Genomic DNA, 24,380 nt, shown 5'->3' with positions numbered 1-24,380 from the left:
GCCGTCCGCCTGATAACCACGATCGGCAAACACCTCTTCCCGAGTGGTCAGCTGGTAACGTTGCCCGGCGCGGATCAGTTCGCTGCCAGCCAGCCCGACAAGAATCAACCGTGCGTCAGCGTCACGTACCGCACGGGCAATCGCATCCGCCAGCTCTGCCGATTTCGCCGCCTGGTTGTACAGCATGCCGTGCGGTTTAACGTGACGCAGTGTCCCCCCTTCCGCATGAACAATCGCCGCCAGTGCGCCAGTCTGATACAGCGTTTGCGCATACACTGTTTCAGGAGGCAAAGACATCGCTGTACGACCAAAATTTTCCCGATCCGGGAAGCTGGGATGCGCACCGACAGCCACACCGTTACGAATGGCTTCCCGCACGGCGGTACGCATCATCACCGCGTCACCGGCATGAAATCCACAGGCGATATTAGCCGACGAGACCAGTCGCAGCAGTTGCGCGTCGCTGGCCCCACCTTCCCCGAGATCGGCATTCAAATCAATGTTCATCGTTAAGCCGCCACGCCAGTTGTTCAAGATAACGTTGCTGATCACTGCGCGCTTTCAGCGCCTCTTCCAGCGAACAGGGCACAAAATGCACCGGTTGCCCGAGCGGGATCTGCGCCAGCTGGTACATGTCCGCGTCAATGATGCAGGCAATGCGAGGATAACCGCCCGTGGTCTGCGCATCGCTCATCAGCACGATGGGCTGGCCGTTGTGAGGCACCTGTACCACGCCCGGCAGCAGGCCATGCGACAGCAGCTCGCGCTGTGTCGTACGCACCAGCGGCTGGCCTTTCAGGCGATACCCCATGCGGTTACTTTGCGGGCTCAGTTGCCACGGCGAACGCCAGAACGCTTCTTGCGAGGCGGTATCAAACTCATGATACTCCGGACCAGGCAGCGCACGGATGCGGTTGCTGGTCAGCAATTGTTTCACGCCTGTCGGCTGACTAAAGGTGCGCGTTGACGGGCCAATCGCCAGCCGGTCGCCATCCTCCAGTCGCCGCCCATCCAGACCGCCGATCCCCACTTTCAGATCCGTGCTGCGGGACCCCATTACTTCCGGCACGTCAAAACCCCCCGACACCGCCAGATAGCTGCGAATGCCATGTAGCGGGCGCTTCAGCACCAGCCGCTGCCCGGCATGCGCCTGCTGTCGCCAGCCGCTCCATACCGGTTTTCCGTCAAGCTGCGCTTCACACCCTGCGCCGGTTAACGCAAACCAGACATCGCGTTCAAACTCCACGGTCATCTGCCCGAGTGTAATTTCAATCGCCGCCGCATTCGCCGCATTGCCCACCAGCAAATTGGCGGTGATTAGCGCGGGTTTATCGAGCGCGCCACAGTGGCTGACGCCGGACTGGCGCAGACCATAACGCCCCGTATCCTGAATGGAGGCATACAGTCCGGCACGGATTATTTTCAGCATACCCCCTCCCGTTGCGGGATAAAGCGCACGACGTCCCCGGGGCGCAACAGCGCAGGCTCAGCCCGCACAGGATCAAACAGCCGAAGCGCGGTATGACCAATGAGTTGCCAGCCGCCGGGCGTATCCAGCGGATAAATCCCCGTCTGTGCGCCGCCGATCCCTACCGTTCCGGCGGGTACGCTCAGACGCGGCTCCGCACGGCGTGGGGTGATGAGTGACTCCGGTAGTCCGCCAAGGTACGGGAATCCTGGCTGAAAACCGAGAAACCACACCACATACTCCACCGAGGCATGCAGTTCAACGACCTGTTTTTCAGTGAGCCCGGCATGCCGCGACACCACGCCAAGATCCGGCCCCGCCTCACCGCCATACACCACCGGAATTTCAACGTAGCGGGAGTCCGGTTGCAGCGCATCGCTCTCCTCCCACCAGCGCTGAAGACGCTCAATAGCATCCAGCGCCAGTGACTGCGGATTGCGCAACACCACGGTGATGTTATTCATTCCGGGAATAGCTTCCACCACCTCGGGTTGATCCGCCAGGCGCTGGGTCAGCCGCCAGATTCGTTTCTGGCTTTCCAGTGTCACCGGTGGCTCCAGCTCCAGCACGACTGCCGTCTCACCTAACAAATAACAACGCGCTCGCTGCACTTTTCTCTCCAATCAGGCCGGATTTGGGATATCGATAAAAGTGACGTCCAGATCGGTGGTCTCATTCAGCCACTCGCTGAGCGCGCGGATCCCGCCACGTTCAGTCGCGTGATGGCCTGCCGCATAGAAATGCAGTCCCTGCTCCCGCGCGGAGTGAATTGTTTGCTCAGACACTTCGCCGGTAATAAACGCATCAACGCCAAAACGGGCCGCACTGTCGATGAACCCCTGACCGCCCCCTGTACACCAGGCGATGCGCATGACTTTATCCGGCCCGGTATCGCCGCTCCACAGCGGTTTGCGGCCGAGTCGGGCTTCGATCCACGAAGCCAGTTCGAGGCCAGGCACCGCCATGGAGAGTTCCCCCCACGGCACCAGCGGCTCGATTTCACCCATAATGTTAATGCCCAGCAGTCCCGCAAGCTGGGCGTTATTGCCTAACTCCGGGTGCGCATCCAGCGGCAGGTGCCAGCCATACAGGTTAATGTCGTTTTCCAGCAGCGTTTTCAGGCGACGGCGCTTCATGCCGCTGATCACCGGCGATTCCCCTTTCCAGAAATAACCGTGATGCACGATAATCGCATCCGCCTGCAGGCGAACGGCTTCATCCAGCAGCGCCTGGCTGGCCGTGACGCCGGTGATAATCTTGCTGACTTTCTCGCGACCTTCCACTTGCAGACCGTTAGGTGCGTAATCGCTGAACGCTCCGCTATTAAGCTTTTCGTTAATCAGTTGCTCAAGCTCGGTGTTTTTCATCGTTACTCCTCTATCCACAAAACGATCCAAAATAAAAAAGGTTTCACAAGCACACCATAGCGATCTCAGTCGTCCGCGACAACGGATAGCCATCCCTTTCTCGCCGCGTCATAAGCTGCAAGCGTCGCTTCGCGTGCCTGTTTGTGATCGACGGTCGGGCGAGGATAGTCAAGTATCACCTGTGATTTGTCTGCCCACTGCCACGGCGTATGAATTGCTGCGGTCGGAACCACCGCCAGCTCAGGGATCCAGCGACGGATAAATTCGCCTGCTTTATCAAATTTCTCGCCCTGGGTCGTAGGGTTAAAAATGCGAAAATAGGGCGCGGCATCGGTGCCGGTGGACGCCGCCCACTGCCAGCCGCCATTGTTCGCCGCCAGATCACCGTCAATCAATTGCGACATAAAATAACGCTCCCCTTCCCGCCAGTCGATCAGCAGGTCTTTGACCAAGAAACTGGCGACGATCATCCGTAGTCGGTTATGCATCCAGCCTGTCGCATTCATCTGGCGCATAGCCGCATCAATGATCGGAAATCCGGTCTCACCGTTCTGCCACGCGGTGAACGCCGCATCGGGCGTTTTCCACGCTACGCGATCCGTCCAGTCGATAAACGGCTGGTGTTTACATAACTGAGGATAACGGGTGATCAAATGGCGGTAGAACTCACGCCAGATCAGCTCATTCAGCCAGGCCGCCCCCGTTCCCCCTTCCAGCGCCTCCGGGTGCGTTTTCAGCAGACGATGCAGACACTGGCGCGGCGATAACACACCCAGGGTAAGACAGACGGAGAGCCGGCTGGTGCCGTCAATGGCCGGAAAATCACGATCAGCGTCATAACGCGCCAGCGCATGCTGGCAAAAATGGCGCAACCGGGCCAGCGCGTGTTGTTCGTTGACCGGGAACGCATCGGCATCAAACGGCTGCTGCGGGTAATCCACCGTCACCGGTGAAAGCGCCCTGTTAAGCGCCCCACCCTCCCGGACTGCTGGCGCATGATGACATGCCGGGAGATCGTCACGCAGGCGGCGCAAAAAAGCATTTTTGAACGGCGTGAACACCTTATACATCTCGTGATTGCCGGTGGTGACGCTGCCTGGCGCAAGCAGTACGCTGTCATCAAAACCCTGACAGGTCACGTTTTCCAGCGCGCGCTCGACAGCGGCATCCCGCTGCCGTTCGTTGATTTCGTACTGATAATTGTAAAAAAGCGCGCTGACGTCGTGCGCCGCACACACTTCCTCAATCACCGTGACACTGTCGGCATAGGTGTTGGCTGTTTTCACCAGCAGCGGAATCCCCCTTTCCGCCAGCGCCTGCTGCAAGGCATTCAGATGACTGACCAGAAATGCGGCCTGGCGTGGTGCCATCTGATGTTGTCGCCACTGCGCCGGTGTGGCGATATACAGCGCCAGCACGCTGGCATCCTGTTGACGACAGGCGGCGGTGAGCGCCAGATTATCATGCACGCGCAGATCCGTGCGAAACCAGACCAGATGGGTGGTCATACTGCTCCCGATTTAATGTTCGTCGTATAAAGACCAGAACTCAAAATAGCGCTGACTGCTCAGGTAAGCGTCAGGAAATTCAGACATATAGTGTTGGATGAGCGTGACAGGCGCAAGCAACGGTTGCGTGCCTTGTCGGTAGTCGTCAATCACAGCGGCGAGCGCCCGGCGCTGTGCTGAGCTGAGGTGCGGACGAAAATAACCCTGCACATGCATCAGTACGTTGGTGTGATTGTTGCGGCTGGCAGGTTGAGACAGGAGATCAGACAGGCGTTTGCGGTACCCGTCATAAAAATCTTCCAGCGAAGACCACTGTGCAATGTCCGCCACAAAGCGCCCCAGAGCGCGATATGCTGGCTGTGAATGGGCGAGCAACACCAGCTTATAGCGGCTGTGAAAGGCCACCAGCGCGCCGCGCGTTAATCCCTGATCCCTGAGTTCGTTAAGTTCCTGTAGCGCATAAGTACGCGCAGAAAAATTCTCACACATAGCGACTCCCTTTCAGTGGTTACCCTAAGTGTAAACCGGGAGATAAAAAAAAGCCGCCACCTGAGGTGACGGCTTTTGCATTGCTGTGTGTATCTTCGCTTAGTAAAAATCGCAGGTCGCTTTTTCGGCCTGATCCATCCACACCGGTTTATCACTGGTTTTCGACCAGACACGGTGCAGATAGCTGTAAAAACGGGCACGGTCTTTCCAGAACAGCATGACCGGCAGCGCAACGATCCCCGCCACCACGGCGAAAGTGCGACGCAGAAAAACAATATGTGCTGGATAGTCTTTGTAAAGATCCATAATTCTCTCCCCTTTGGCTGGCCGGTAAGGTTCACCGGTAAATGCGCTAAATTGTGTCTGGTTAAAATAGTACCGCTTTGCCTGTAATTTTACTACTCATCCGACCACTTTTTTTCGTTCGTTTTGCCTTTATTTACATTTTTCCCGTAAATAAGTTACATAAAAGTTAAATTAATACTAACCATTAGTTAAATTGTGGTTTTAGTCATTTTTATACTTTTTTTACACCCGCCCCCGTGATTTTTGCGACATCTTTGCGCCGCGATTTCTACCATCCGGGTAATAACTCAAAGCCCCCGGAGGTGGATTGTGACTGCAGGTGTAATAGCCGGCGTTGTGCTGGTTTTCCTGTTACTGGCGTATCTGGTGTATGCCTTAATTAATGCGGAGGCATTCTGATGGCCGCTCAGGGATTTTTACTGATTGCCGGTTTTTTACTGGTGTTGTTTATACTGTCGCGCCCGCTCGGAACGCTGCTTGCGCGCATGATTAACGATACTCCGCTGCCAGGGGTTGCTGGTATGGAACGTGGCCTCTGGCGTCTTCTCGGGATTCGCCCACAGGAGATGGGCTGGTGCCAGTACCTGATGGCCCTGTTACTGCTCAATATTTTTGGCCTGGTGGTTCTGTTCATCCTGCTGATGTGTCAGGGCGCGCTGCCGCTGAACCCGCAACACCTGCCAGGTCTCTCCTGGCATCTGGCGCTGAATACCGCCGTCAGCTTTGTGTCGAATACCAACTGGCAGTCCTACGCCGGTGAAACCACCATGAGCTATCTGAGCCAGATGGCGGGGCTGACGGTGCAGAACTTTCTTTCTGCCGCCACCGGGATCGCGGTGATCTTCGCCCTGACGCGTGCATTTGCCCGGCACAGTGTCACCACGCTCGGTAACGCCTGGGTGGATATCACTCGCATCACGTTGTGGGTGCTGCTGCCGCTGTCACTTCTCATCGCCCTGTTCTTTATTCAGCAGGGTGCGCTGCAAAACGTTCTGCCGTATCAGCCGTTTACCTCGCTCGAAGGGGCAAAACAGCTGCTGCCGATGGGGCCGGTCGCCTCGCAGGAAGCCATAAAAATGCTGGGCACCAATGGCGGCGGATTCTTTAACGCCAACTCATCCCACCCGTTCGAAAACCCGACAGCGCTGACCAACGCGGTCCAGATGCTGGCGATTTTTCTGATCCCCGCCGCCCTGTGTTTTGCCTTTGGCGATGTCGTCGGCGACCGTCGTCAGGGACACACGCTGTTGTGGGCAATGTCGATCATTTTCGTTGTTGCCGTGGCTGTGGTGATGTGGGCGGAAACCCAGGGCAACCCGCACCTGATGGCGCTGGGTGCAGACAGCAACATCAATATGGAAGGTAAAGAAAGTCGCTTTGGCATCCTCGCCAGCAGCCTGTTTGCCGTGGTGACGACGGCCGCTTCCTGTGGCGCGGTGAATGCCATGCACGACTCTTTTACCGCGTTAGGCGGCATGGTGCCGATGTGGCTGATGCAGATTGGCGAAGTGGTCTTCGGCGGCGTCGGTTCCGGGTTATACGGCATGCTGCTGTTCGTGCTGCTGGCGGTGTTCATCGCCGGGCTGATGATTGGCCGTACGCCGGAATACCTCGGTAAAAAAATCGACGTGCGGGAAATGAAAATGACCGCGCTGGCGATTCTGGTGACCCCGACGCTGGTGCTGATCGGTACGGCGCTGGCGATGATGACCGACGCCGGACGCAGCGGCATGCTTAACCCCGGTACTCATGGTTTCAGCGAAGTGCTTTACGCTGTCTCCTCCGCCGCAAACAACAACGGTAGTGCCTTTGCCGGGCTGAGCGCCAACACCCCGTTCTGGAACTGCTTGCTGGCCTTCTGCATGTTCTTCGGCCGTTTCGCGGTCATCGTGCCGGTGATGGCGATTGCCGGTTCGCTGGTGACGAAAAAAATACAGCCGGCCAGCACCGGGACACTGCCGACCCACGGCGCGCTTTTTGTCGGTTTGTTGATCGGTACCGTCCTGTTAGTCGCCGCGCTGACCTTCATTCCTGCGCTGGCGCTGGGGCCGGTCGCTGAACATCTCTCGTTATTTTAAGTCGTACGGAGCCTTATTTTATGAGTCGCAAACCCATGGCCCTGTTTGAGCCCGCGCTGGTTCGTCAGGCGCTGATCGATTCTGTTAAGAAACTGAGCCCTGCAATTCAGTGGCGCAATCCGGTGATGTTTATCGTCTGGATCGGCAGCGTATTGACGACCGTGCTGGCGATCGCCATGGCCACCGGCCATCTCAGCGGTGACGCTCTCCTTACCGGCGCTGTCAGCCTGTGGTTGTGGTTTACCGTGCTGTTCGCCAACGTTGCGGAAGCGATGGCGGAAGGTCGCAGCAAGGCGCAGGCAAACAGTCTGCGCGGCGTGAAGAAAACCGCGTTCGCCCGCAAGCTACGCGCGCCGCACCATGGCGCCCAGGTCGATCACGTCCCGGCAAGCGAGCTGCGCAAAGGCGACGTAGTGCTGGTCGAAGCCGGGGATATTATCCCCTGCGATGGCGAAGTGATCGAAGGCGGCGCCTCCGTTGACGAGAGCGCCATCACCGGGGAATCAGCACCGGTGATCCGCGAATCTGGTGGTGATTTCGCCTCAGTGACCGGCGGTACGCGCATTCTCTCCGACTGGCTGGTGGTGCAGTGCAGCGTTAACCCTGGCGAAACCTTCCTCGACAGAATGATCGCCATGGTCGAAGGCGCGCAACGGCGCAAAACGCCGAACGAGATTGCACTGACTATTCTGCTGGTCGCGCTGACCATCGTCTTTCTGCTGGCCACCGCCACTATCTGGCCCTTCTCCATCTGGGGCGGCGCGGCAGTCAGCGTGACTGTGCTGGTGGCGCTGTTGGTATGTCTGATCCCGACCACCATCGGCGGTCTGCTATCAGCCATTGGCGTCGCCGGGATGAGCCGGATGCTTGGCGCAAACGTGATCGCCACCAGCGGTCGCGCCGTGGAAGCCGCAGGCGATGTCGATGTTCTGCTGCTGGACAAAACCGGTACCATCACCCTCGGCAACCGTCAGGCCTCTGATTTCCTGCCCGCCAGAGGCACCGATGAACGCACGCTGGCCGATGCCGCGCAACTGGCGTCACTGGCGGACGAAACGCCGGAAGGCCGCAGCATCGTGGTGCTCGCCAAGCAGCGCTTTAACCTGCGCGAGCGCGACGTGCAACAACTGCACGCCACGTTCGTACCCTTCACTGCTCAGACGCGGATGAGCGGTATTAACATCGACAACCGTATGATCCGCAAAGGCTCTGTTGATGCGATTCGCCGCCATGTTGAAGCCAATAATGGCCACTTCCCGGTTGATGTCGATCAACTGGTGGAAAGCGTGGCGCGCCAGGGTGCAACGCCACTGGTGGTGGTGGAAGGGGCGAATGTACTCGGCGTGATCGCCCTGAAAGACATCGTAAAAGGCGGCATTAAAGAGCGTTTTGCCCAGTTGCGCAAAATGGGCATTAAAACGGTGATGATCACCGGTGATAACCGGCTGACCGCTGCCGCTATTGCCGCTGAAGCTGGCGTCGATGATTTTCTTGCTGAAGCCACGCCGGAAGCAAAACTGGCGCTGATTCGCCAGTATCAGGCAGAAGGACGTCTGGTAGCGATGACCGGTGACGGTACCAACGACGCGCCCGCGCTGGCGCAGGCCGATGTGGCAGTAGCGATGAACTCCGGGACCCAGGCAGCCAAAGAAGCGGGCAATATGGTGGATCTCGATTCCAACCCCACCAAGCTGATTGAAGTGGTACACATCGGCAAACAGATGCTGATGACCCGTGGCTCGTTAACCACCTTCAGTATTGCCAACGACGTGGCGAAATATTTCGCCATTATTCCGGCGGCGTTCGCGGTGACTTACCCGCAGCTTGGCGTGCTGAACGTCATGCATCTGCACTCTCCGGCGTCGGCGATCTTGAGCGCCGTGATCTTTAACGCATTGATTATTGTGTTTCTGATCCCGCTGGCCCTGAAAGGGGTGAGTTACAAACCGTTGACCGCGTCGGCAATGCTGCGCCGGAACCTGTGGATCTACGGACTCGGTGGCCTGCTGGTGCCGTTTATTGGCATTAAAATTATCGATCTTCTGTTAACCCTGCTGGGTCTGGTGTGAGGAACTAACCATGTCATTAATACGACCAGCTTTTGTTTTACTGATTTTTCTGACACTGATCACCGGCGGGCTCTACCCGCTACTGACCACCGTGCTGGGTCAGTGGTGGTTTCAGGATCAGGCCACCGGCTCACTGATCCGTCAGGGGGATACCATCCGCGGCTCACGTCTGATTGGTCAGAATTTTACCTCACCAGGCTATTTTCATGGCCGTCCGTCTGCTACCGCTGAGACGCCTGATAACCCGATGGCCTCTGGCGGCAGCAATCTGGCGGTCAGCAATCCGATGCAGGACAGCGCTATTGCCGACCGCGTGAAAGCGCTTCGTCTCGCCAACCCGGACGCAGCGGATCAGGTGCCAGTGGAACTGGTGACGGCTTCCGCCAGTGGTCTGGACAGCCAGCTCACGCCTGAAGCCGTACTGTGGCAGGTACCGCGCGTGGCCCATGCGCGTCATCTTTCCGCTGAGCAAATCATCCGACTGGTGAACAGCATGACGGAAAAACCGCTGATCGGCGTTCTCGGCCAATCTGTGGTAAATATTAATGAGTTGAATATGGCACTGGATGCCCTGAAGGAAGAATAAAATGACCGAAGAGCCACTGCGCCCGGATCCCGACCGGTTACTGGAACAGGCCGCCTCTCCTCATCGCGGTAAGCTGAAGATATTCTTTGGTGCCTGTGCCGGGGTGGGGAAAACCTACGCCATGCTGGCGGAAGCGCAACGGTTACGGACGCAGGGTCTGGACATTTTAATCGGCGTTGTGGAAACCCATGGCCGCAAGGAAACGGCGGCCATGCTGAAAGGACTGGCGACACAGCCGCTGAAACGCATCGCCTGGCACGGACGCTACGTCCTCGAATTTGATCTCGACGCCGCCCTTGCGCGGCGTCCGGCGTTAATTCTGATGGACGAACTGGCCCACAGCAACGCACCTGGCTCCCGTCATCCGAAACGCTGGCAGGACGTGGAAGAGTTGCTGGAAGCCGGCATCGACGTCTTCACCACCGTGAATGTTCAGCATCTGGAAAGCCTCAACGACGTGGTCAGCGGCGTCACTGGCATTCAGGTGCGCGAAACGGTACCCGATCCCTTCTTTGATGCCGCCGATGAAGTCGTGCTGGTCGACTTACCGCCAGATGATCTACGTCAGCGCCTGAATGAAGGCAAAGTGTATATCGGCGGCCAGGCTGAACGGGCGATTGAAAATTTCTTTCGCAAAGGCAACCTGATTGCCCTGCGCGAGCTGGCGCTCCGCCGTACCGCTGATCGCGTTGATGATCAAATGCGCGCCTGGCGAGACAGGCAGGGGCAGGAAAAAGTCTGGCACACCCGCGACGCCATCCTGCTGTGCATTGGTCACAACACGGGCAGCGAAAAACTGGTGCGCACGGCGGCACGGCTGGCGGCGAAACTCGGCAGTGTATGGCATGCGGTGTATGTGGAAACCCCTGCCCTGCACCGCCTGCCGGAAGCACAACGACGGGCGATCCTCAGCGCGCTGTCACTGGCGCAGGAGCTGGGCGCGGAAACCGCCACCCTTTCTGATCCCTCCGAAGACCGTGCTGTTCTGCGCTACGCCCGCGAGCATAATCTTGGCAAAATCGTTATTGGCCACTACAGCAAACGCCGCTGGTTCAGCCGTCGTAGCTTTGCTGATCGGCTGGCCGCGCATGCGCCCGATCTCGATCTGATGGTCGTGGCGCTGGATGAAAAGCCCGCGGATCTGCCGTCGCGCGCCAGCGATACCCGCCCCTGGCGGGAGAAATGGCGAGTGCAGTTGCGTGGTTGCGCGGTGGCGGTGGCTCTCTGCGCCATCATCACACTGGTGGCGTCACAGTGGCTGACCAACTTTGATGCCACAAACCTGGTGATGATCTACCTGCTCGGCGTGGTACTTGTCGCGCTGTTTTTTGGGCGCTGGCCTTCGGTACTGGCGACCATCATTAATGTCATGAGTTTTGACCTCTTCTTTGTCGCGCCCCGGGGCACGCTGGCGGTCTCAGATGTGCAGTACCTGCTGACTTTCGGCGTAATGCTGACTGTCGGGCTGGTGATCGGTAACCTGACGGCGGGTGTCCGCTATCAGGCGCGCGTCGCCCGCTATCGCGAACAGCGCACCCGTCATCTGTATGAGATGTCAAAAGCGCTTGCCGTCGGTCGTAGCGTGACGGACATTGCCGCCACCAGCGAGCGGTTTATTCAGTCTACTTTTGATGCCCGCAGCCAGGTACTGCTGCCGGATGAGAACGGAAAAATCGTGCCGCTGACTCAGCAACAGGGGATGACGCCATGGGACAGCGCCATCGCACGCTGGAGCTTTGATAAAGGGCTACCCGCGGGTGCAGGGACCGATACTCTGCCCGGCGTTCCCTATCAGATTTTGCCGCTCATCAGCGCTGACAAAACCCACGGGCTGGTAGTGGTTGAACCCACCAATCTGCGTCAGTTGATGATCCCGGAACAACAACGCCTGCTGGAAACATTCACCCTGCTGGTGGCAAACGCGCTGGAGCGGCTGGCGCTGACGGCCAGCGAAGAGCAGGCCCGTCTTGCCAGTGAGCGTGAAAGCATTCGCAATTCGTTGCTGGCAGCGCTGTCGCACGATTTACGCACCCCGCTGACGGTGCTGTTTGGCCAGGCGGAGATCCTGACGCTGGATCTCGCCAGCGAAGGCTCAAAACATGCGCCGCAGGCCAATGAGATCCGCCAGCATGTGCTGAACACTACCCGGCTGGTGAACAATTTGCTCGACATGGCGCGTATCCAGTCTGGCGGATTTAACCTGCGCAAAGAGTGGCTGACGCTGGAAGAGGTGGTCGGTAGCGCGTTAAAAACGCTGGAACCGGGGCTCGGCGGGCGTCATATCGACCTCTCCCTGCCCGATCCGCTGATGCTGGTTCACGTCGACGGGCCGCTGTTTGAGCGCGTGCTGATAAACCTGCTGGAAAACGCGGTGAAGTACGCCGGGCATCACGCTCATATCGGCATTGCGGCAAAAACCGAAGGCAATACGTTGCTGCTTGACGTCCAGGATGATGGTCCAGGTATTCCCGAGGGTCAGGAGCAGGCCATTTTTGGCAAGTTCGCCCGTGGCACGAAGGAGTCGGCGATCCCCGGCGTCGGGCTTGGGCTGGCTATCTGCCAGGCGATTGTCGAGGTGCATGGCGGCACTATTTCGGCGTGGAACCGCTCTGAAGGCGGTGCCTGTTTCCGTGTTACACTTCCACTGGAGTCCCCTCCCGAACTGGACGATTTTCAGGAAGAACTGTGATTAACGTACTCATTGTTGAAGATGAACAGGCTATCCGTCGCTTTCTGCGCACCGCGCTGGAAGCAGAGAACATGCGCGTGTTTGAGGCCGACACCTTACAGCGTGGTCTGATTGAAGCGGCAACCCGCAAGCCGGATCTGGTCATTCTTGATCTGGGCCTGCCGGATGGTGACGGCATCGACTTTATTCGCGACCTCCGCCAGTGGAGTCAGATCCCGGTGATTGTCTTATCGGCCCGGGTGGAAGAAACGGACAAAATCGCCGCGCTGGATGCCGGGGCGGATGATTATCTCAGCAAGCCGTTTGGCGTCGGGGAATTACAGGCACGTCTGCGCGTGGCGCTACGTCGTCATGCCGGGGGACAACAGAGCGAACCGCTGATTCGTTTTGCGGATGTCGAGGTCGATCTCGTCTCGCGACGCATAGTCCGGGGCGGTGAAGAAATTCATCTCACTCCCATTGAGTTTCGCCTGCTTGCGGTTTTACTCAATAACGCGGGAAAAGTGCTGACCCAGCGCCAGCTGTTAAATCAGGTCTGGGGGCCAAATGCGATTGAACACAGCCATTATTTGCGTATTTATATGGGTCACCTAAGACAGAAGCTTGAAGCCGATCCCGCGCGGCCTCAGCATTTATTAACCGAAACGGGCATTGGTTATCGTTTTATATTTTGAATAACTATTCATTTTACTAAACACCCTCCTTCTTTTTATTTTTATGTAAATTAACTCACCGCTCAAATTAATTTTTATTGCGGTGAGTTATCATATTAAATAGATATATGAACAATCTATTTACAAAAAAGTCACAATAAAGCAGATTGACCTGTGGTATGCATAAATGGTGACTAATTATTTCTGCGATAATCGATATTTATTGATCTTGTTCACAGTATAAGCTTCATTCCTGGATAAAATGGCTATACCTTCAGTTAATCAGTGAAAGGTACATATCATGGAAAACAATAACCGAATGATGCCACACATAAGGCGGACAACCCATATTATGATGTTTGCCCACCGCAACAGCTTTGATTTTCACTTCTTTAATGCCCGGTAGTCTTCCGACTACGACGGGCGCTTCAGCATACAGGTCATCCTGAATCCTCGTTAATGCAGGCACACGCCTGTAGCTCATTGCGCTCATCTGAATAGATCCTTTATTTCCAGCAACCGGGCTGGCGGGATTTATTACACCTAAAAAAAAGCAACCTACTGATTTATTCATCAGCGGAGTGGTATTGCTTTTTTCCGGAATAATCAGTTTCTCATCAGGGAAATTGAGGACCTGTTATTACCTGAAATTAAAGAGATTAAAAATGACTGAATTAAAAATCGCTGTTAGCCGTACTTGCCCTGATTGTTTTTCAACTCAGCGCAGCATTGTAAATACTTCTGAAACCGATTTTATCGACGTTGCCGCCGTGGTCCTGACTATCGAAGATGTTGAGTGCGGCATGCTCGATAAATTAAATTCCACCGGCTATAACATCCCGGTATTTATTTCTATTAATAAAGACGAAGTGGTCCCGTCAGAATATCTGGCACGTGTCCAGGGCGTGTTTGAACACGACGAGACCCGCAACGAATTCTATGGTCGTCAGCTGGAAGCGGCGGCACACAAATATGAAACTCAGCTGCGTCCGCCATTCTTCCGTGCGCTGGTTGATTACGTGAAGCAAGGCAACAGCGCCTTTGACTGCCCGGGGCACCAGGGCGGCGAATTTTTCCGTCGTCACCCGGCCGGGAACCAGTTCGTGGAATTCTTCGGCGAAACCCTGTTCCGTTCTGACCTGTGCAACGCCGATGTGGCGATGGGCGACCTGTTAATTCACGAAGGTGCACCATGCACCGCACAGCAGCATGCGGCCAAAGTGTTTAACGCCGATAAAACCTACTTCGTGCTGAATGGCACCTCCTCCTCAAACAAAGTGGTGCTGAACGCGCTGCTGACGCCGGGCGATCTGGTGTTGTTTGACCGTAACAACCATAAATCAAACCACCACGGCGCGCTGCTGCAGGCCGGTGCGACGCCGGTTTACCTGGAAACCGCACGTAACCCGTACGGTTTTATCGGTGGTATCGATGCGCACTGCTTCGAAGAAGAGTATCTGCGTAATCTGATAGGTGAAGTGGCACCGAAACGCGCACACGACGCCCGTCCGTTCCGCCTCGCCGTGATTCAGTTAGGTACTTATGACGGTACCATTTATAACGCCCGCCAGGTGGTGGATAAGATTGGTCATCTTTGCGACTACATCCTGTTTGACTCCGCATGGGTCGGCTACGAGCAGTTCATTCCGATGATGGCGGATTGCTCCCCGCTGCTGCTGGAGCTGAATGAAAACGATCCGGGTATCCTGGTGACCCAGTCCGTTCATAAACAACAGGCTGGTTTCTCTCAGACATCGCAGATCCATAAAAAAGACAGCCATATCAAAGGCCAGTCTCGTTATGTTCCGCATAAGCGTCTTAACAACGCCTTTATGATGCACGCCTCAACCAGCCCGTTCTACCCGCTGTTTGCCGCTCTGGATATCAACGCCAAAATGCATGAAGGCGAAAGCGGTCGCAACATGTGGATGGACTGCGTGGTTAACGGCGTCAATGCCCGTAAGATGATCCTCGACAGCTGTAAACACATTCGCCCGTTTGTACCGGCGATGGTCGACGGTAAACCGTGGCAGTCTTACGATGCCGCCACCATTTCCAGCGACCTGCGTTTCTTCCAGTTCGTTCCTGGCGAACACTGGCATGCCTTTGAAGGTTATGCTGCGAATCAGTACTTCGTAGACCCATGCAAACTGCTGCTCACCACGCCAGGCATTAATACTGCCAGCGGCGAATATGAATCGTTTGGCGTTCCAGCGACCATCCTTGCCAACTTCCTGCGTGAAAATGGCGTGATCCCGGAAAAATGCGACCTCAACTCCATCCTGTTCCTGCTGACCCCGGCTGAAGATATGGCCAAGCTGCAGCAACTGGTCGCGCACCTGGTTCGTTTCGAAAAACTGCTCGAATCTGATGCGCCGCTGAAGGATGTTCTGCCATCCATCTACAATCAACATAAAGAGCGTTACGCAGGCTATACCCTGCGCCAGCTGTGCCAGGAGATGCACGATTTGTACGCTCGCAACAACGTTAAGCAGTTGCAAAAAGAGATGTTCCGTAAATCACACTTCCCGCGCGTCAGCATGAATCCGCAGGAAGCCAACTACGCCTACCTTCGTGGCGAAGTTGACCTCGTGCCGCTGCCGCAGGCCGAAGGTCGCATTGCCGCTGAAGGCGCACTTCCTTACCCGCCGGGCGTACTGTGTGTTGTCCCGGGCGAAATCTGGGGTGGTGCCGTTCTGAAGTATTTCACAGCACTGGAAGAAGGCATCAACCTGCTGCCTGGTTTCGCGCCAGAGCTGCAGGGGGTCTACATCCAGGAACATGAAGGTCGTAAAGAAGTGTGGTGCTATGTCATCACGCCTCGCGACACCAAAGGGGAAAAATTATGAGCAGCAAATCCAATAAGATGGGCGTTATACAGCTCACCATCCTGACGATAGTGAACATGATGGGCTCCGGCATCATCATGTTGCCCACCAAACTGGCAGAAGTGGGGACCATCTCCATCATCTCCTGGCTGGTTACTGCGGTAGGATCGACGGCGCTGGCATACGCTTTCGCAAAATGCGGGATGTTCAGCCGCAAATCAGGCGGGATGGGCGGTTATGCCGAATATGCGTTCGGCAAATCCGGAAACTTTATGGCGAACTACACCTATGGCGTATCACTGCTGATCGCTAACGTGGCAATCGCTATCTCCGCAGTAGGCTACGGCACCGAATTACTCGGTGTCACCCTGTCGCCGGTGCAGATTGCACTGGCTACCATCGGGGTGCTGTGGCTGTGTACTGTTGCCAACTTCGGCGGTGCACGCATCACCGGGCAGATCAGTAGCGTGACTGTGTGGGGGGTGATTATCCCGGTTGTGGGTCTGTGCGTTATCGGCTGGTTCTGGTTCAGCCCGACCCTGTACGCTAACTCCTGGAACCCGCATCACGTGCCGTTCTTCAGCGCAGTGGGCTCGTCTATCGCCATGACGCTGTGGGCCTTCCTCGGTCTGGAATCTGCCTGTGCCAACATGGATGTGGTGGAAAACCCGGAACGTAACGTGCCGATCGCCGTACTGGGCGGTACGCTGGGGGCGGCGGTGATCTACATCGTCTCAACCAACGTGATTGCCGGTATCGTGCCGAACATGGATCTGGCGAACTCTACCGCGCCGTTTGGTCTGGCGTTTGCGCAGATGTTCACCCCGGAAGTCGGTAAAGTGATCATGGCGCTGATGGTGATGTCCTGCTGCGGCTCACTGCTCGGCTGGCAGTTCACCATCGCCCAGGTGTTTAAATCCTCTGCAGATGAAGGTTATTTCCCGAAAGTCTTCTCCTATGTCTCTAAAGCGAATGCTCCGCTGAAGGGAATGCTGACTATCGTGATCCTGCAGTCTGCCCTGTCACTGATGACCATTAGCCCGTCGCTGAACAGCCAGTTCAACGTACTGGTTAACCTGGCGGTGGTGACCAACATCATTCCGTACATTCTGTCGATGGCCGCGCTGGTCATTATTCAGAAAGTGGCGAATGTGGATGCAGGCAAAGCCCGTGTTGCGAACGTGGTGGCGTTCATCGGTGCCCTGTACAGCTTCTATGCGCTCTACTCCTCAGGGGAAGAAGCGATGCTGTGGGGTGCGCTGGCGACCTTCCTCGGCTGGACACTGTACGGTCTGGTATCACCGCGCTTCGAACTCAAGAACAAACACAGTTAATCTGTTCTCCCGGTAGCGGCATAGCCGCTACCGTCATCACATAAAACAAAACAGGCTCCTTTCGGAGCCTGTTCTTTTTTACGCATTTTTCAGCACTTCGCTGACAATCTCTACCGCTTCTTTCTCTATCTTGCGGCGATGTTCTTCACCGAGGAAACTTTCGCAATAGATTTTGTACGCATCTTCCGTACCTGACGGACGTGCGGCAAACCAGCCGTTGTCGGTCATCACTTTCAGACCGCCGATGGATGCCCCGTTGCCAGGTGCTGCGGTCAGACGCGCGGTGATCGGATCACCTGCCAGCGTGCTGGCGCTCACCATTTCCGGCGACAGTTTAGACAGCGCGGCTTTCTGCGCTGACGTTGCCGCCGCCTGCAGACGGTTGTAGCTCGGCGCGCCGAAACGCTGCGCCAGTTCATCGTAATGCTGCTGCGGGTTCTTACCGGTTACTGCAGTAATTTCAGCCGCCAGCAGACACATGATGATGCCGTCTTTGTCCGTCGACCATGGCGTACCGTCGAAACGCAGGAAAGAGGCCCCTGCACTCTCTTCGCCGCCGAAGCCAAAGCTGCCGTCGAACAGACCGTCAACAAACCATTTGAAGCCTACCGGCACTTCCACCAGTTTGCGGCCAAGGTCGTTAACCACACGGTCAATCATTGCGGAGGAAACCAGCGTCTTACCGACCGCCACCTCTTTGCCCCACTGCGGGCGATGCTGGAACAGGTAGTTGATCGCCACCGCCAGGTAATGGTTCGGGTTCATCAACCCGGCCGGGGTGACGATACCGTGACGGTCGTAATCCGGGTCATTAGCAAACGCCAGGTCGAACTTGTCACGCAGCGCCAGCAGGCCCGCCATTGCGCACTCAGAGGAGCAGTCCATGCGGATTGCGCCGTCTTTGTCGAGGTGCATAAAGCGGAAAGTCTGATCGACCTGATCGTTCACGATGGTCAGATCAAGTTTGTAGAATTCAGCAATGCGTTTCCAGTATTCGATCCCGGAGCCACCGAGCGGATCAACGCCCAGTTTCAGGCCCGCTTTCTGGATAGCCGCCATGTCGACGATATCCGCGAGGCCTTCCACAAACGGCTGCACCAGATCCAGCGCCTTCACGCGACCACTTTTCCAGGCCTCATCCAGCGTGATGCGTTTCACGTCTTTCAGGCCGTTCGCCAGCAGTTGATTCGCGCGGTCTTCAACGACTTTGGTGACGTTAGTGTCCGCCGGGCCGCCGTTTGGTGGGTTGTACTTGATACCACCGTCTTCCGGTGGGTTATGGGATGGCGTAATCACGATACCGTCCGCCAGCGCGCCGCCTTTTTTGTTGTGAACCAGAATGGCGTTAGAGACGGCAGGGGTCGGCGTAAAACCGTTCTCTTCCTGCACGATGATATCAACGCCGTTGGCGGCCAGTACTTCAAGCACCGAAATGAACGCCGGTTCCGATAGCGCGTGGGTATCCTTGCCCACGAAGCACGGCCCGGTGATGCCATTTTTAGCGCGATCTTCAGCAATGGCCTGGGCAATTGCCAGAATATGCTGTTCGTTAAAGCTGTGACGCCCGGCACTGCCACGGTGGCCGGACGTGCCGAATTTCACCGCATGTTCAATATTGTTAACATCCGGTTTCAGCACATAGTACTGAGACGTCAGTTGAGCGACGTTAATCAAATCACTCTGTTGTGCAGGCTGACCTGCACGCGGATGGTTTGCCATTGCCTGGTCCTTCTTATGCAAGGGTTAAATTGTACCGCAAACCTTTTCAATCAATTCCGCGGGGAACTGCATTGACTGCATGATGTGTTCGATCATGCTGCATTTACGGCCCGTATTCGTGTTGGTTATTACCCAGTATGGCGTATCAGGCACCTGTTTGGGCTTTGTTTGATTGCCATTTTTCAGCAGCGTTTGCTCATCCGCCGCAAAATAAACCCGGGTACGACCGTGGAGCGATTCCGTCGCATCGGCAAACGCGTTGTTGTCCAGTTTCCAGAGCGTGGAGAGCACCAGCATAAAGCGGTTTACCGCTTTCTTTTGTTCTGCGTATTCATCAGAAAGCAGCAGTTCACGCATGGCGCGGACTTTGTCTTTCGTCGGGTTGGCAGGCTTAGCGTCGGTGACCGGCGCCTGGGCGGTTGCGGGTGCTGAAACCGTGCGGGGGGCCGGAGCAGCAGATTGCGTTACGGCGGAAAACTTGAGCATACGCCGTAAAATGTCGGATGCGGTCTCGCCAATGTGCTGCGTGTGGCTGGCAATATAGCGATAGAGTTCGTCATCAACTTCGATCGTTTTCATCTTAATCCAGTGATATATCTTTTCTGAATACAAGTCGTTGGGATTATAAGTACAAAACCCAACCGCGGATAGCGTCAAACCAGGATGGCGGCAAAAACCAGATTAGTTCCTGGTCTTGCAGCCGGGCGGCAGAATGTTCACCATGATACCCTAACCCGACAGAGCGAAATAAAGAACTTTACTATGATTTTGAATACCCGAGCGCAAACTGCACAAAACCCGCACAAGAATTCTCCCATCCTTCTGGTACATGGTCTGTTTGGCAGCCTCGACAACCTCGGCGTACTGGCCCGCGACCTGGTAAGCGACCACGATGTTTACCAGGTTGATATGCGCAACCACGGTCTGTCGCCACGTTCAGAGGTCATGGATTACCCGGCAATGGCGCAGGATCTGCTCGACACACTGGACGAACACCACCTGGAAAAGGCAATTGTCGTCGGTCACTCGATGGGTGGCAAAGCGGCGATGGCGTTGACCGCGCTGGCTCCGTCGCGGGTCGAGAAGCTGGTCGCCATTGATATTGCGCCAGTGGATTACCAGGTTCGCCGCCATGACCAGATCTTCGCCGCCATTCGTGCCGTGACCGACGCTGGCGCCTCCAGCCGTCAACAGGCCGCCGGCGTGATGCGCAGGCAGTTAAAAGAAGAAGGGGTGATTCAGTTTCTGCTGAAATCCTTTGTCGATGGCGAGTGGCGCTTTAACGTACCGGTGTTGTGGGAACAGTATCCTCACATCGTCGGCTGGGAAACCATTCCGGCCTGGGACCACCCTGCCCTGTTTATTCCTGGCGGCAACTCGCCTTATGTCACCGACGCGTACCGCGACGCATTGCTCTCCCAGTTCCCACAGGCGCGGGCGCATGTGATTGCCGGTGCAGGCCATTGGGTGCATGCGGAAAAACCTGATGCGGTACTGCGCGCCATTCGCCGCTACCTTGCCGACGCCTGAATGCTTAAAAACTCAGCGACCGCGCGCCAGAATGGCTGCGGTCGTTGGCGTGGGGGTTTCGCTGATGTATGATGGCGCGCTATCCATCCGGGCAATGGCCTGGTTGTTTGTTTCCCCGAAGTCACTCTGAATCATGGCAAAAGAACAAACGGACCGTACGACATTAGATTTGTTCGCAAATGAGCGTCGCCCGGGAAGACCGAAAACCAATCCGCTCTCGCGTGATGAACAGTTACGCATCAATAAGCGCAATCAGCTCAAACGCGATAAAGTTCGCGGCCTGAAGCGTGTTGAGCTCAAGCTCAACAGCGATGCCGTGGACGCGTTAAATGAACTGGCCGATGCCCGCAATATGAGCCGCAGTGAACTCATCGAAGAGATCCTCTTGAGCCAGCTTGCCAGCCTGCATCGCCAGGATAACGTCTGAAACACCACAAAAAACATATTTTCATGTAGCAGAGAGTGCAGTCCGGCGTGATTGCTGTTTCCGTGCACTTCTCTGTTCTGCTATGATTGCCCTTATCTGTGGGCAATGTGCCACCACCATATCATTTAGTTTCAAGAGGTTATTTTACTCATGGCAATCGTAGGCATCTTTTTCGGCAGCGACACCGGTAATACCGAAAATATCGCGAAAATGATTCAAAAACAGCTTGGTAAAGACGTTGCCGACGTGCATGACATTGCAAAAAGCAGCAAAGAAGATATCGAAGCGTTCGATCTCCTGATGCTGGGTATTCCGACCTGGTACTACGGTGAAGCACAGTGCGACTGGGACGACTTTTTCCCGTCGCTGGAAGAGATAGACTTTACCGGTAAACTGGTAGCCCTGTTTGGCTGTGGCGACCAGGAAGACTACGCTGAATATTTCTGCGACGCGCTGGGAACCATCCGTGACATCATCGAACCACGCGGCGCGATCATTGTCGGTCACTGGCCGACAGCCGGTTATCATTTCGAAGCCTCGAAAGGGCTGGCGGATGACGACCACTTTGTGGGTCTGGCCATTGACGAAGATCGTCAGCCGGAACTGACTGCCGAACGCGTTGAGAAGTGGGTCAAACAGGTTGCGGAAGAGCTTAATCTGGAAGCCATTAAAAACGCATAAGCTGTGAGCGGTGTGATTGATAGATCACACCGTATTAATAGATAAAAGCAATCGAATTTATCGCTACAAATTTTTAACTTTTAAGCGCATGCCTGTACAATAACGGCTGATTTAACGAGGTTCGTTGATTAGCTTTGCTGGTAGTGCCTCGTTTTTGAAAGCATAGTATGCCAGGCGCTTGCAGTTTTCATTTATACATGGCAGTTCTATAATTGAGACGCATTCTACCGGGCGCATTCTCTGTGAGACTTCCGCTTAAGGAAGTGAACGTTTAGCAACAGGACAGATTCCGCATGACTGACAACAATACCGCATTAAAGAAGGCCGGCCTGAAAGTCACGCTTCCACGTTTGAAGATTCTGGAAGTGCTCCAGGAGCCGGATAACCACCATGTCAGTGCGGAAGATCTATATAAGCGTCTGATTGACATGGGTGAAGAGATTGGGCTGGCAACGGTCTATCGCGTTCTCAACCAGTTTGATGACGCGGGTATCGTAACCCGCCACAATTTTGAAGGCGGCAAATCGGTTTTCGAACTGACGCAGCAGCATCACCATGATCATCTGATCTGCCTGGATTGCGGCAAAGTGATCGAGTTCAGCGATGACTCTATCGAAGCGCGTCAGCGTGAAATTGCTTCACGCCATGGCATCCGCCTGACTAACCACAGCCTGTACCTGTATGGTCACTGCGCTGAAGGCGACTGCCGCGAAGATGAACACGCGCATGACGCCGTGGAAAAGTAATCTTCAGAGACCCCAGAAGCCAGCCTCCGGGCTGGCTTTTTTATTGCCATCTTTCAGCCAAAAAAAGACCCGCAGCGCGGGCCTTTCCTGACGTTCGAAACGGTTATTGTTTGTTGTTGCTGCGGATTTCCTGCCAGATACGATCGCATTTGGCTTTGACCGCCTGGTCATTTCCGGTCTGTGTTGCCTGAATGCACTGCTGATAATCCAGCGTACGCACGGTTTCCTGCGTGGCGAACTGCTCGTGCGCTTTCTCTTTTTTCAGTACGTTCAGCACGCTCTGACAGGCTTCGATTTTGTCCGGGTTACCTTCCGCTGTGTTAATGCAGGCGCTGTAGGCCTCTTTAAGACGGCTGTCTTCCTTTGGCGCTGGCGTCGTCGGCTGTGCGCAGGCAACCAGACCCGATGCCATGACAGCGATAAGAATGAGTTTCTTCATTTTGTCGTCCTTATGTCAGGAGCGGGTCACCCCGCTCCTGCTGGCATCAGAAAATAGTGAACGGTGCGATGACGATGAATTTCACGTCGCGCTCATCCTGGAAGATGTTGCCGTAACCACCGCCCCAGCTCGGGATATCAGAGTGGTTGTCGTACTGCGTGAAGTGAAGTTTGAACATAGTGCCTTTGGCACGGCCTTCCTGCACGGTGTACATCGCATCCAGGCTGTAGGCAGATTCTTTGATTTTGTTGGAAGCCATGTCTTCACGCTGGCCCGCACCGTTGATAAACCAGTCAGACGGTTTCGCATCCCACGCGTAAACATAAGAGGCACCGACTGCCCAGCCAGGCAGATCCCAGTTTTTCAGGTCATACATCGCGCCGAAGAAAACCGCTTTTTCGCCGTTGGCGTTGAAGTCTGAGCGGTTATCCCACCAGATATCCAGACGACCGTTGGAGGACGCATAAGTCGGAGTCATACGCTGCAGGAAGTAACCCTGCTGACCTTCCGCACGAACCCAGGTGCCTTCCAGTCGCAGGTCAATCACATCCGCCACTTTGTAGCCGAAGGTCAGCGCCTGTAACCATGCGGTCCCGTCGTAGATATCGTTGATAGTATTGTTGTCCGCTTTATCGCGTGCGCCATAGAACTGATAGCTGGTGGAGAGCGGAGAACCAGCGACATCAAATTTGTAACTGGCTTTTGCGAAGTACTGATCGACAAACCCTTCAGACTGACCAAACGCCGCTTCCAGCACCAGATCGTTTTTGAAATCGTATTTGGCACCCAGAGAGTGCAGGTAATCAACTTTGGTTTTCTTGTCGTTCTGGTAGAACTTGTCGGTTTCAATGTGCCACGGCGCTTTGTACTCGTTGGTCCACATGTAGGAGAAGCTCAACGCGCCCGCATCGCCATAATCAAAGTTTGCGCCGGCTTCCGCGCCCTGGTAAGTCCCCGGCATGAAGCTCCAGTGCGGCGCTAACAGGGTTTGCCCTGTCGGCTGAATGTAACCCGCACGCGCCCATACCGGGCCATATTTGAATTTTGCTGCCGCTTTATAGAGGCTAATCCCACTCTTATCACCAGAGTAATCTTCGTCATACCCTTTGTTGACAGAGGAGAATGCAATTTCGTTCGGGTGTCCGCTTTCCGCGGATTCTGCCATTTCAATGGCGGTAAAGGCGGCGATATCCAGACCGAACATATCAGCGGCATAGCCAGACTGGAAGTCGAGATTGGCGTTCCAGGTGGAGTGAGACAGGTTGGTTTTGTATTTGTCACCGTCGGTCACGTCTTTACGGTCACGCTCACGCTGCCAGTAATAGATGCCGCCGGTTAAGGTTGAATCATCGATGAAGCCTGCTGCACTGGCCTGCGGAACCGCAACCCAGCCCGACAATGCGGTGACGCCTGCAATAGCCAGCGCCAGCGTACTACGTTTGCCACTGAACGTACGCATGTGT

General features: G+C 55.6%; 23 protein-coding genes and 1 pseudogene. 13 read left to right on the top strand and 11 right to left on the bottom strand.

The features are described from left to right. The 7 genes and pseudogenes from GTGU_RS16885 to GTGU_RS16855 all read right to left on the bottom strand — a co-directional run. The coding region (locus GTGU_RS16885; RefSeq protein WP_038159627.1) for a 5-oxoprolinase subunit PxpA at positions 1 to 507 on the bottom strand (507 nt) is incomplete at its 3' end. Next, positions 497 to 1,429, bottom strand: coding sequence for a 5-oxoprolinase subunit PxpC (gene pxpC / locus GTGU_RS16880; RefSeq protein WP_038159624.1), 933 nt, complete (start codon positions 1,427 to 1,429; stop codon positions 497 to 499). The genes GTGU_RS16885 and pxpC, both read right to left, overlap by 11 nt. Beyond that, the gene (gene pxpB, locus GTGU_RS16875) at positions 1,423 to 2,079 is read right to left on the bottom strand and encodes a 5-oxoprolinase subunit PxpB (RefSeq protein ID WP_038159621.1); all 657 of its coding nucleotides are present in this window, start codon (positions 2,077 to 2,079) and stop codon (positions 1,423 to 1,425) included. Before pxpB ends, pxpC begins: the two co-directional genes overlap by 7 nt. A 12-nt stretch (positions 2,080 to 2,091) precedes the next feature. Beyond that, positions 2,092 to 2,835, bottom strand: coding sequence for a type 2 GTP cyclohydrolase I (locus GTGU_RS16870; protein WP_038159619.1), 744 nt, complete (start codon positions 2,833 to 2,835; stop codon positions 2,092 to 2,094). Positions 2,836 to 2,900: 65 nt separating this feature from the next. Next, on the bottom strand, positions 2,901 to 4,343 hold the full coding sequence (phrB, locus tag GTGU_RS16865) for a deoxyribodipyrimidine photo-lyase (RefSeq protein ID WP_038159617.1): 1,443 nt from the start codon (positions 4,341 to 4,343) through the stop codon (positions 2,901 to 2,903). 12 nt (positions 4,344 to 4,355) lie between these two features. Then, positions 4,356 to 4,835, bottom strand: a pseudogene (locus tag GTGU_RS16860) (DUF1722 domain-containing protein); the annotation flags it as partial. Positions 4,836 to 4,931: 96 nt separating this feature from the next. Further along, positions 4,932 to 5,138, bottom strand: coding sequence for a YbfA family protein (locus GTGU_RS16855; protein WP_038159612.1), 207 nt, complete (start codon positions 5,136 to 5,138; stop codon positions 4,932 to 4,934). Positions 5,139 to 5,447: 309 nt separating this feature from the next. Between GTGU_RS16855 and kdpF the strand changes: the two genes are divergently transcribed. From kdpF to potE, 9 genes are all read left to right on the top strand, one after another. Further along, positions 5,448 to 5,537, top strand: coding sequence for a K(+)-transporting ATPase subunit F (gene kdpF / locus GTGU_RS25450; RefSeq protein WP_084222807.1), 90 nt, complete (start codon positions 5,448 to 5,450; stop codon positions 5,535 to 5,537). Continuing rightward, a complete protein-coding gene (kdpA, locus tag GTGU_RS16845) occupies positions 5,537 to 7,216 on the top strand; it encodes a potassium-transporting ATPase subunit KdpA (RefSeq protein WP_038159608.1) in 1,680 nt (559 codons plus the stop codon). Before kdpF ends, kdpA begins: the two co-directional genes overlap by 1 nt. 20 nt (positions 7,217 to 7,236) lie before the next feature. Next, entirely contained in the window at positions 7,237 to 9,285 is a 2,049-nt protein-coding gene (kdpB, locus tag GTGU_RS16840; RefSeq protein ID WP_038159606.1) for a potassium-transporting ATPase subunit KdpB, read from the top strand. Positions 9,286 to 9,295: 10 nt separating this feature from the next. Continuing rightward, on the top strand, positions 9,296 to 9,871 hold the full coding sequence (kdpC, locus tag GTGU_RS16835) for a potassium-transporting ATPase subunit KdpC (RefSeq protein ID WP_038159604.1): 576 nt from the start codon (positions 9,296 to 9,298) through the stop codon (positions 9,869 to 9,871). A gap of 1 nt (position 9,872) precedes the next feature. Next, on the top strand, positions 9,873 to 12,560 hold the full coding sequence (gene kdpD / locus GTGU_RS16830) for a two-component system sensor histidine kinase KdpD (protein ID WP_038159602.1): 2,688 nt from the start codon (positions 9,873 to 9,875) through the stop codon (positions 12,558 to 12,560). Further along, the gene (kdpE, locus tag GTGU_RS16825) at positions 12,557 to 13,234 is read left to right on the top strand and encodes a two-component system response regulator KdpE (RefSeq protein ID WP_038159600.1); all 678 of its coding nucleotides are present in this window, start codon (positions 12,557 to 12,559) and stop codon (positions 13,232 to 13,234) included. The genes kdpD and kdpE overlap by 4 nt, the downstream gene beginning before the upstream one ends. Before the next feature lie 280 nt (positions 13,235 to 13,514). Next, entirely contained in the window at positions 13,515 to 13,619 is a 105-nt protein-coding gene (speFL, locus tag GTGU_RS25820; protein ID WP_006819052.1) for a leader peptide SpeFL, read from the top strand. Between the two features lie 259 nt (positions 13,620 to 13,878). Beyond that, positions 13,879 to 16,062: an ornithine decarboxylase SpeF gene (speF, locus tag GTGU_RS16815; protein WP_038159594.1), complete on the top strand. Its 2,184-nt coding sequence runs from the start codon at positions 13,879 to 13,881 to the stop codon at positions 16,060 to 16,062. Further along, the gene (gene potE / locus GTGU_RS16810) at positions 16,056 to 17,375 is read left to right on the top strand and encodes a putrescine-ornithine antiporter (protein ID WP_156964202.1); all 1,320 of its coding nucleotides are present in this window, start codon (positions 16,056 to 16,058) and stop codon (positions 17,373 to 17,375) included. The genes speF and potE overlap by 7 nt, the downstream gene beginning before the upstream one ends. 78 nt (positions 17,376 to 17,453) lie before the next feature. On the opposite strand, the gene pgm is transcribed toward potE, so the two are convergent. Both pgm and seqA read right to left on the bottom strand, forming a co-directional pair. Then, positions 17,454 to 19,094, bottom strand: coding sequence for a phosphoglucomutase (alpha-D-glucose-1,6-bisphosphate-dependent) (gene pgm, locus GTGU_RS16805; RefSeq protein ID WP_038159589.1), 1,641 nt, complete (start codon positions 19,092 to 19,094; stop codon positions 17,454 to 17,456). Between the two features lie 24 nt (positions 19,095 to 19,118). Beyond that, entirely contained in the window at positions 19,119 to 19,673 is a 555-nt protein-coding gene (gene seqA, locus GTGU_RS16800; RefSeq protein ID WP_038159586.1) for a replication initiation negative regulator SeqA, read from the bottom strand. A 183-nt stretch (positions 19,674 to 19,856) separates the two neighbouring features. Between seqA and ybfF the strand changes: the two genes are divergently transcribed. The 4 genes from ybfF to fur all read left to right on the top strand — a co-directional run bounded on the left by ybfF (position 19,857) and on the right by fur (position 22,478). After that, positions 19,857 to 20,624, top strand: a complete 768-nt coding sequence (gene ybfF / locus GTGU_RS16795) for an esterase (RefSeq protein WP_038159583.1) — start codon at positions 19,857 to 19,859, stop codon at positions 20,622 to 20,624. A gap of 133 nt (positions 20,625 to 20,757) precedes the next feature. Continuing rightward, entirely contained in the window at positions 20,758 to 21,051 is a 294-nt protein-coding gene (ybfE, locus tag GTGU_RS16790; RefSeq protein WP_038159580.1) for a LexA regulated protein, read from the top strand. A 150-nt stretch (positions 21,052 to 21,201) separates the two neighbouring features. Continuing rightward, positions 21,202 to 21,732, top strand: coding sequence for a flavodoxin FldA (gene fldA / locus GTGU_RS16785; RefSeq protein ID WP_038159576.1), 531 nt, complete (start codon positions 21,202 to 21,204; stop codon positions 21,730 to 21,732). Between the two features lie 293 nt (positions 21,733 to 22,025). Further along, positions 22,026 to 22,478 (top strand): ferric iron uptake transcriptional regulator, encoded by a 453-nt coding sequence (gene fur / locus GTGU_RS16780; RefSeq protein WP_004885952.1) that lies wholly within the window; start codon positions 22,026 to 22,028, stop codon positions 22,476 to 22,478. Between the two features lie 103 nt (positions 22,479 to 22,581). Here fur and GTGU_RS16775 read toward each other — a convergent pair whose 3' ends face one another. After that, complete coding sequence (locus GTGU_RS16775; protein ID WP_038159571.1) at positions 22,582 to 22,917, bottom strand: ChiQ/YbfN family lipoprotein; 336 nt, start codon at positions 22,915 to 22,917, stop codon at positions 22,582 to 22,584. Between the two features lie 46 nt (positions 22,918 to 22,963). Further along, entirely contained in the window at positions 22,964 to 24,376 is a 1,413-nt protein-coding gene (chiP, locus tag GTGU_RS16770; protein WP_038159569.1) for a chitoporin ChiP, read from the bottom strand. Positions 24,377 to 24,380: the final 4 nt, after the last annotated feature.

This window comes from Trabulsiella guamensis ATCC 49490, assembly GCF_000734965.1.
Classification (GTDB): Bacteria; Pseudomonadota; Gammaproteobacteria; order Enterobacterales; family Enterobacteriaceae; genus Trabulsiella; species Trabulsiella guamensis.
The sequence above is the reverse complement of the archived record's forward strand: the minus strand, read 5'-3'. Positions and strand labels throughout refer to the sequence as shown.

Coding starts and splice junctions, on each gene's coding strand:
- pxpC (WP_038159624.1), bottom strand. CDS start 1,429: ATGCTGAAAATAATCCGTGCCGGACTGTATGCCTCCATTCAGGATACG.
- GTGU_RS16870 (WP_038159619.1), bottom strand. CDS start 2,835: ATGAAAAACACCGAGCTTGAGCAACTGATTAACGAAAAGCTTAATAGC.
- phrB (WP_038159617.1), bottom strand. CDS start 4,343: ATGACCACCCATCTGGTCTGGTTTCGCACGGATCTGCGCGTGCATGAT.
- GTGU_RS16855 (WP_038159612.1), bottom strand. CDS start 5,138: ATGGATCTTTACAAAGACTATCCAGCACATATTGTTTTTCTGCGTCGC.
- kdpA (WP_038159608.1), top strand. CDS start 5,537: ATGGCCGCTCAGGGATTTTTACTGATTGCCGGTTTTTTACTGGTGTTG.
- kdpB (WP_038159606.1), top strand. CDS start 7,237: ATGAGTCGCAAACCCATGGCCCTGTTTGAGCCCGCGCTGGTTCGTCAG.
- kdpC (WP_038159604.1), top strand. CDS start 9,296: ATGTCATTAATACGACCAGCTTTTGTTTTACTGATTTTTCTGACACTG.
- kdpD (WP_038159602.1), top strand. CDS start 9,873: ATGACCGAAGAGCCACTGCGCCCGGATCCCGACCGGTTACTGGAACAG.
- speFL (WP_006819052.1), top strand. CDS start 13,515: ATGGAAAACAATAACCGAATGATGCCACACATAAGGCGGACAACCCAT.
- speF (WP_038159594.1), top strand. CDS start 13,879: ATGACTGAATTAAAAATCGCTGTTAGCCGTACTTGCCCTGATTGTTTT.
- pgm (WP_038159589.1), bottom strand. CDS start 19,094: ATGGCAAACCATCCGCGTGCAGGTCAGCCTGCACAACAGAGTGATTTG.
- seqA (WP_038159586.1), bottom strand. CDS start 19,673: ATGAAAACGATCGAAGTTGATGACGAACTCTATCGCTATATTGCCAGC.
- ybfF (WP_038159583.1), top strand. CDS start 19,857: ATGATTTTGAATACCCGAGCGCAAACTGCACAAAACCCGCACAAGAAT.
- ybfE (WP_038159580.1), top strand. CDS start 20,758: ATGGCAAAAGAACAAACGGACCGTACGACATTAGATTTGTTCGCAAAT.
- fldA (WP_038159576.1), top strand. CDS start 21,202: ATGGCAATCGTAGGCATCTTTTTCGGCAGCGACACCGGTAATACCGAA.
- fur (WP_004885952.1), top strand. CDS start 22,026: ATGACTGACAACAATACCGCATTAAAGAAGGCCGGCCTGAAAGTCACG.
- GTGU_RS16775 (WP_038159571.1), bottom strand. CDS start 22,917: ATGAAGAAACTCATTCTTATCGCTGTCATGGCATCGGGTCTGGTTGCC.
- chiP (WP_038159569.1), bottom strand. CDS start 24,376: ATGCGTACGTTCAGTGGCAAACGTAGTACGCTGGCGCTGGCTATTGCA.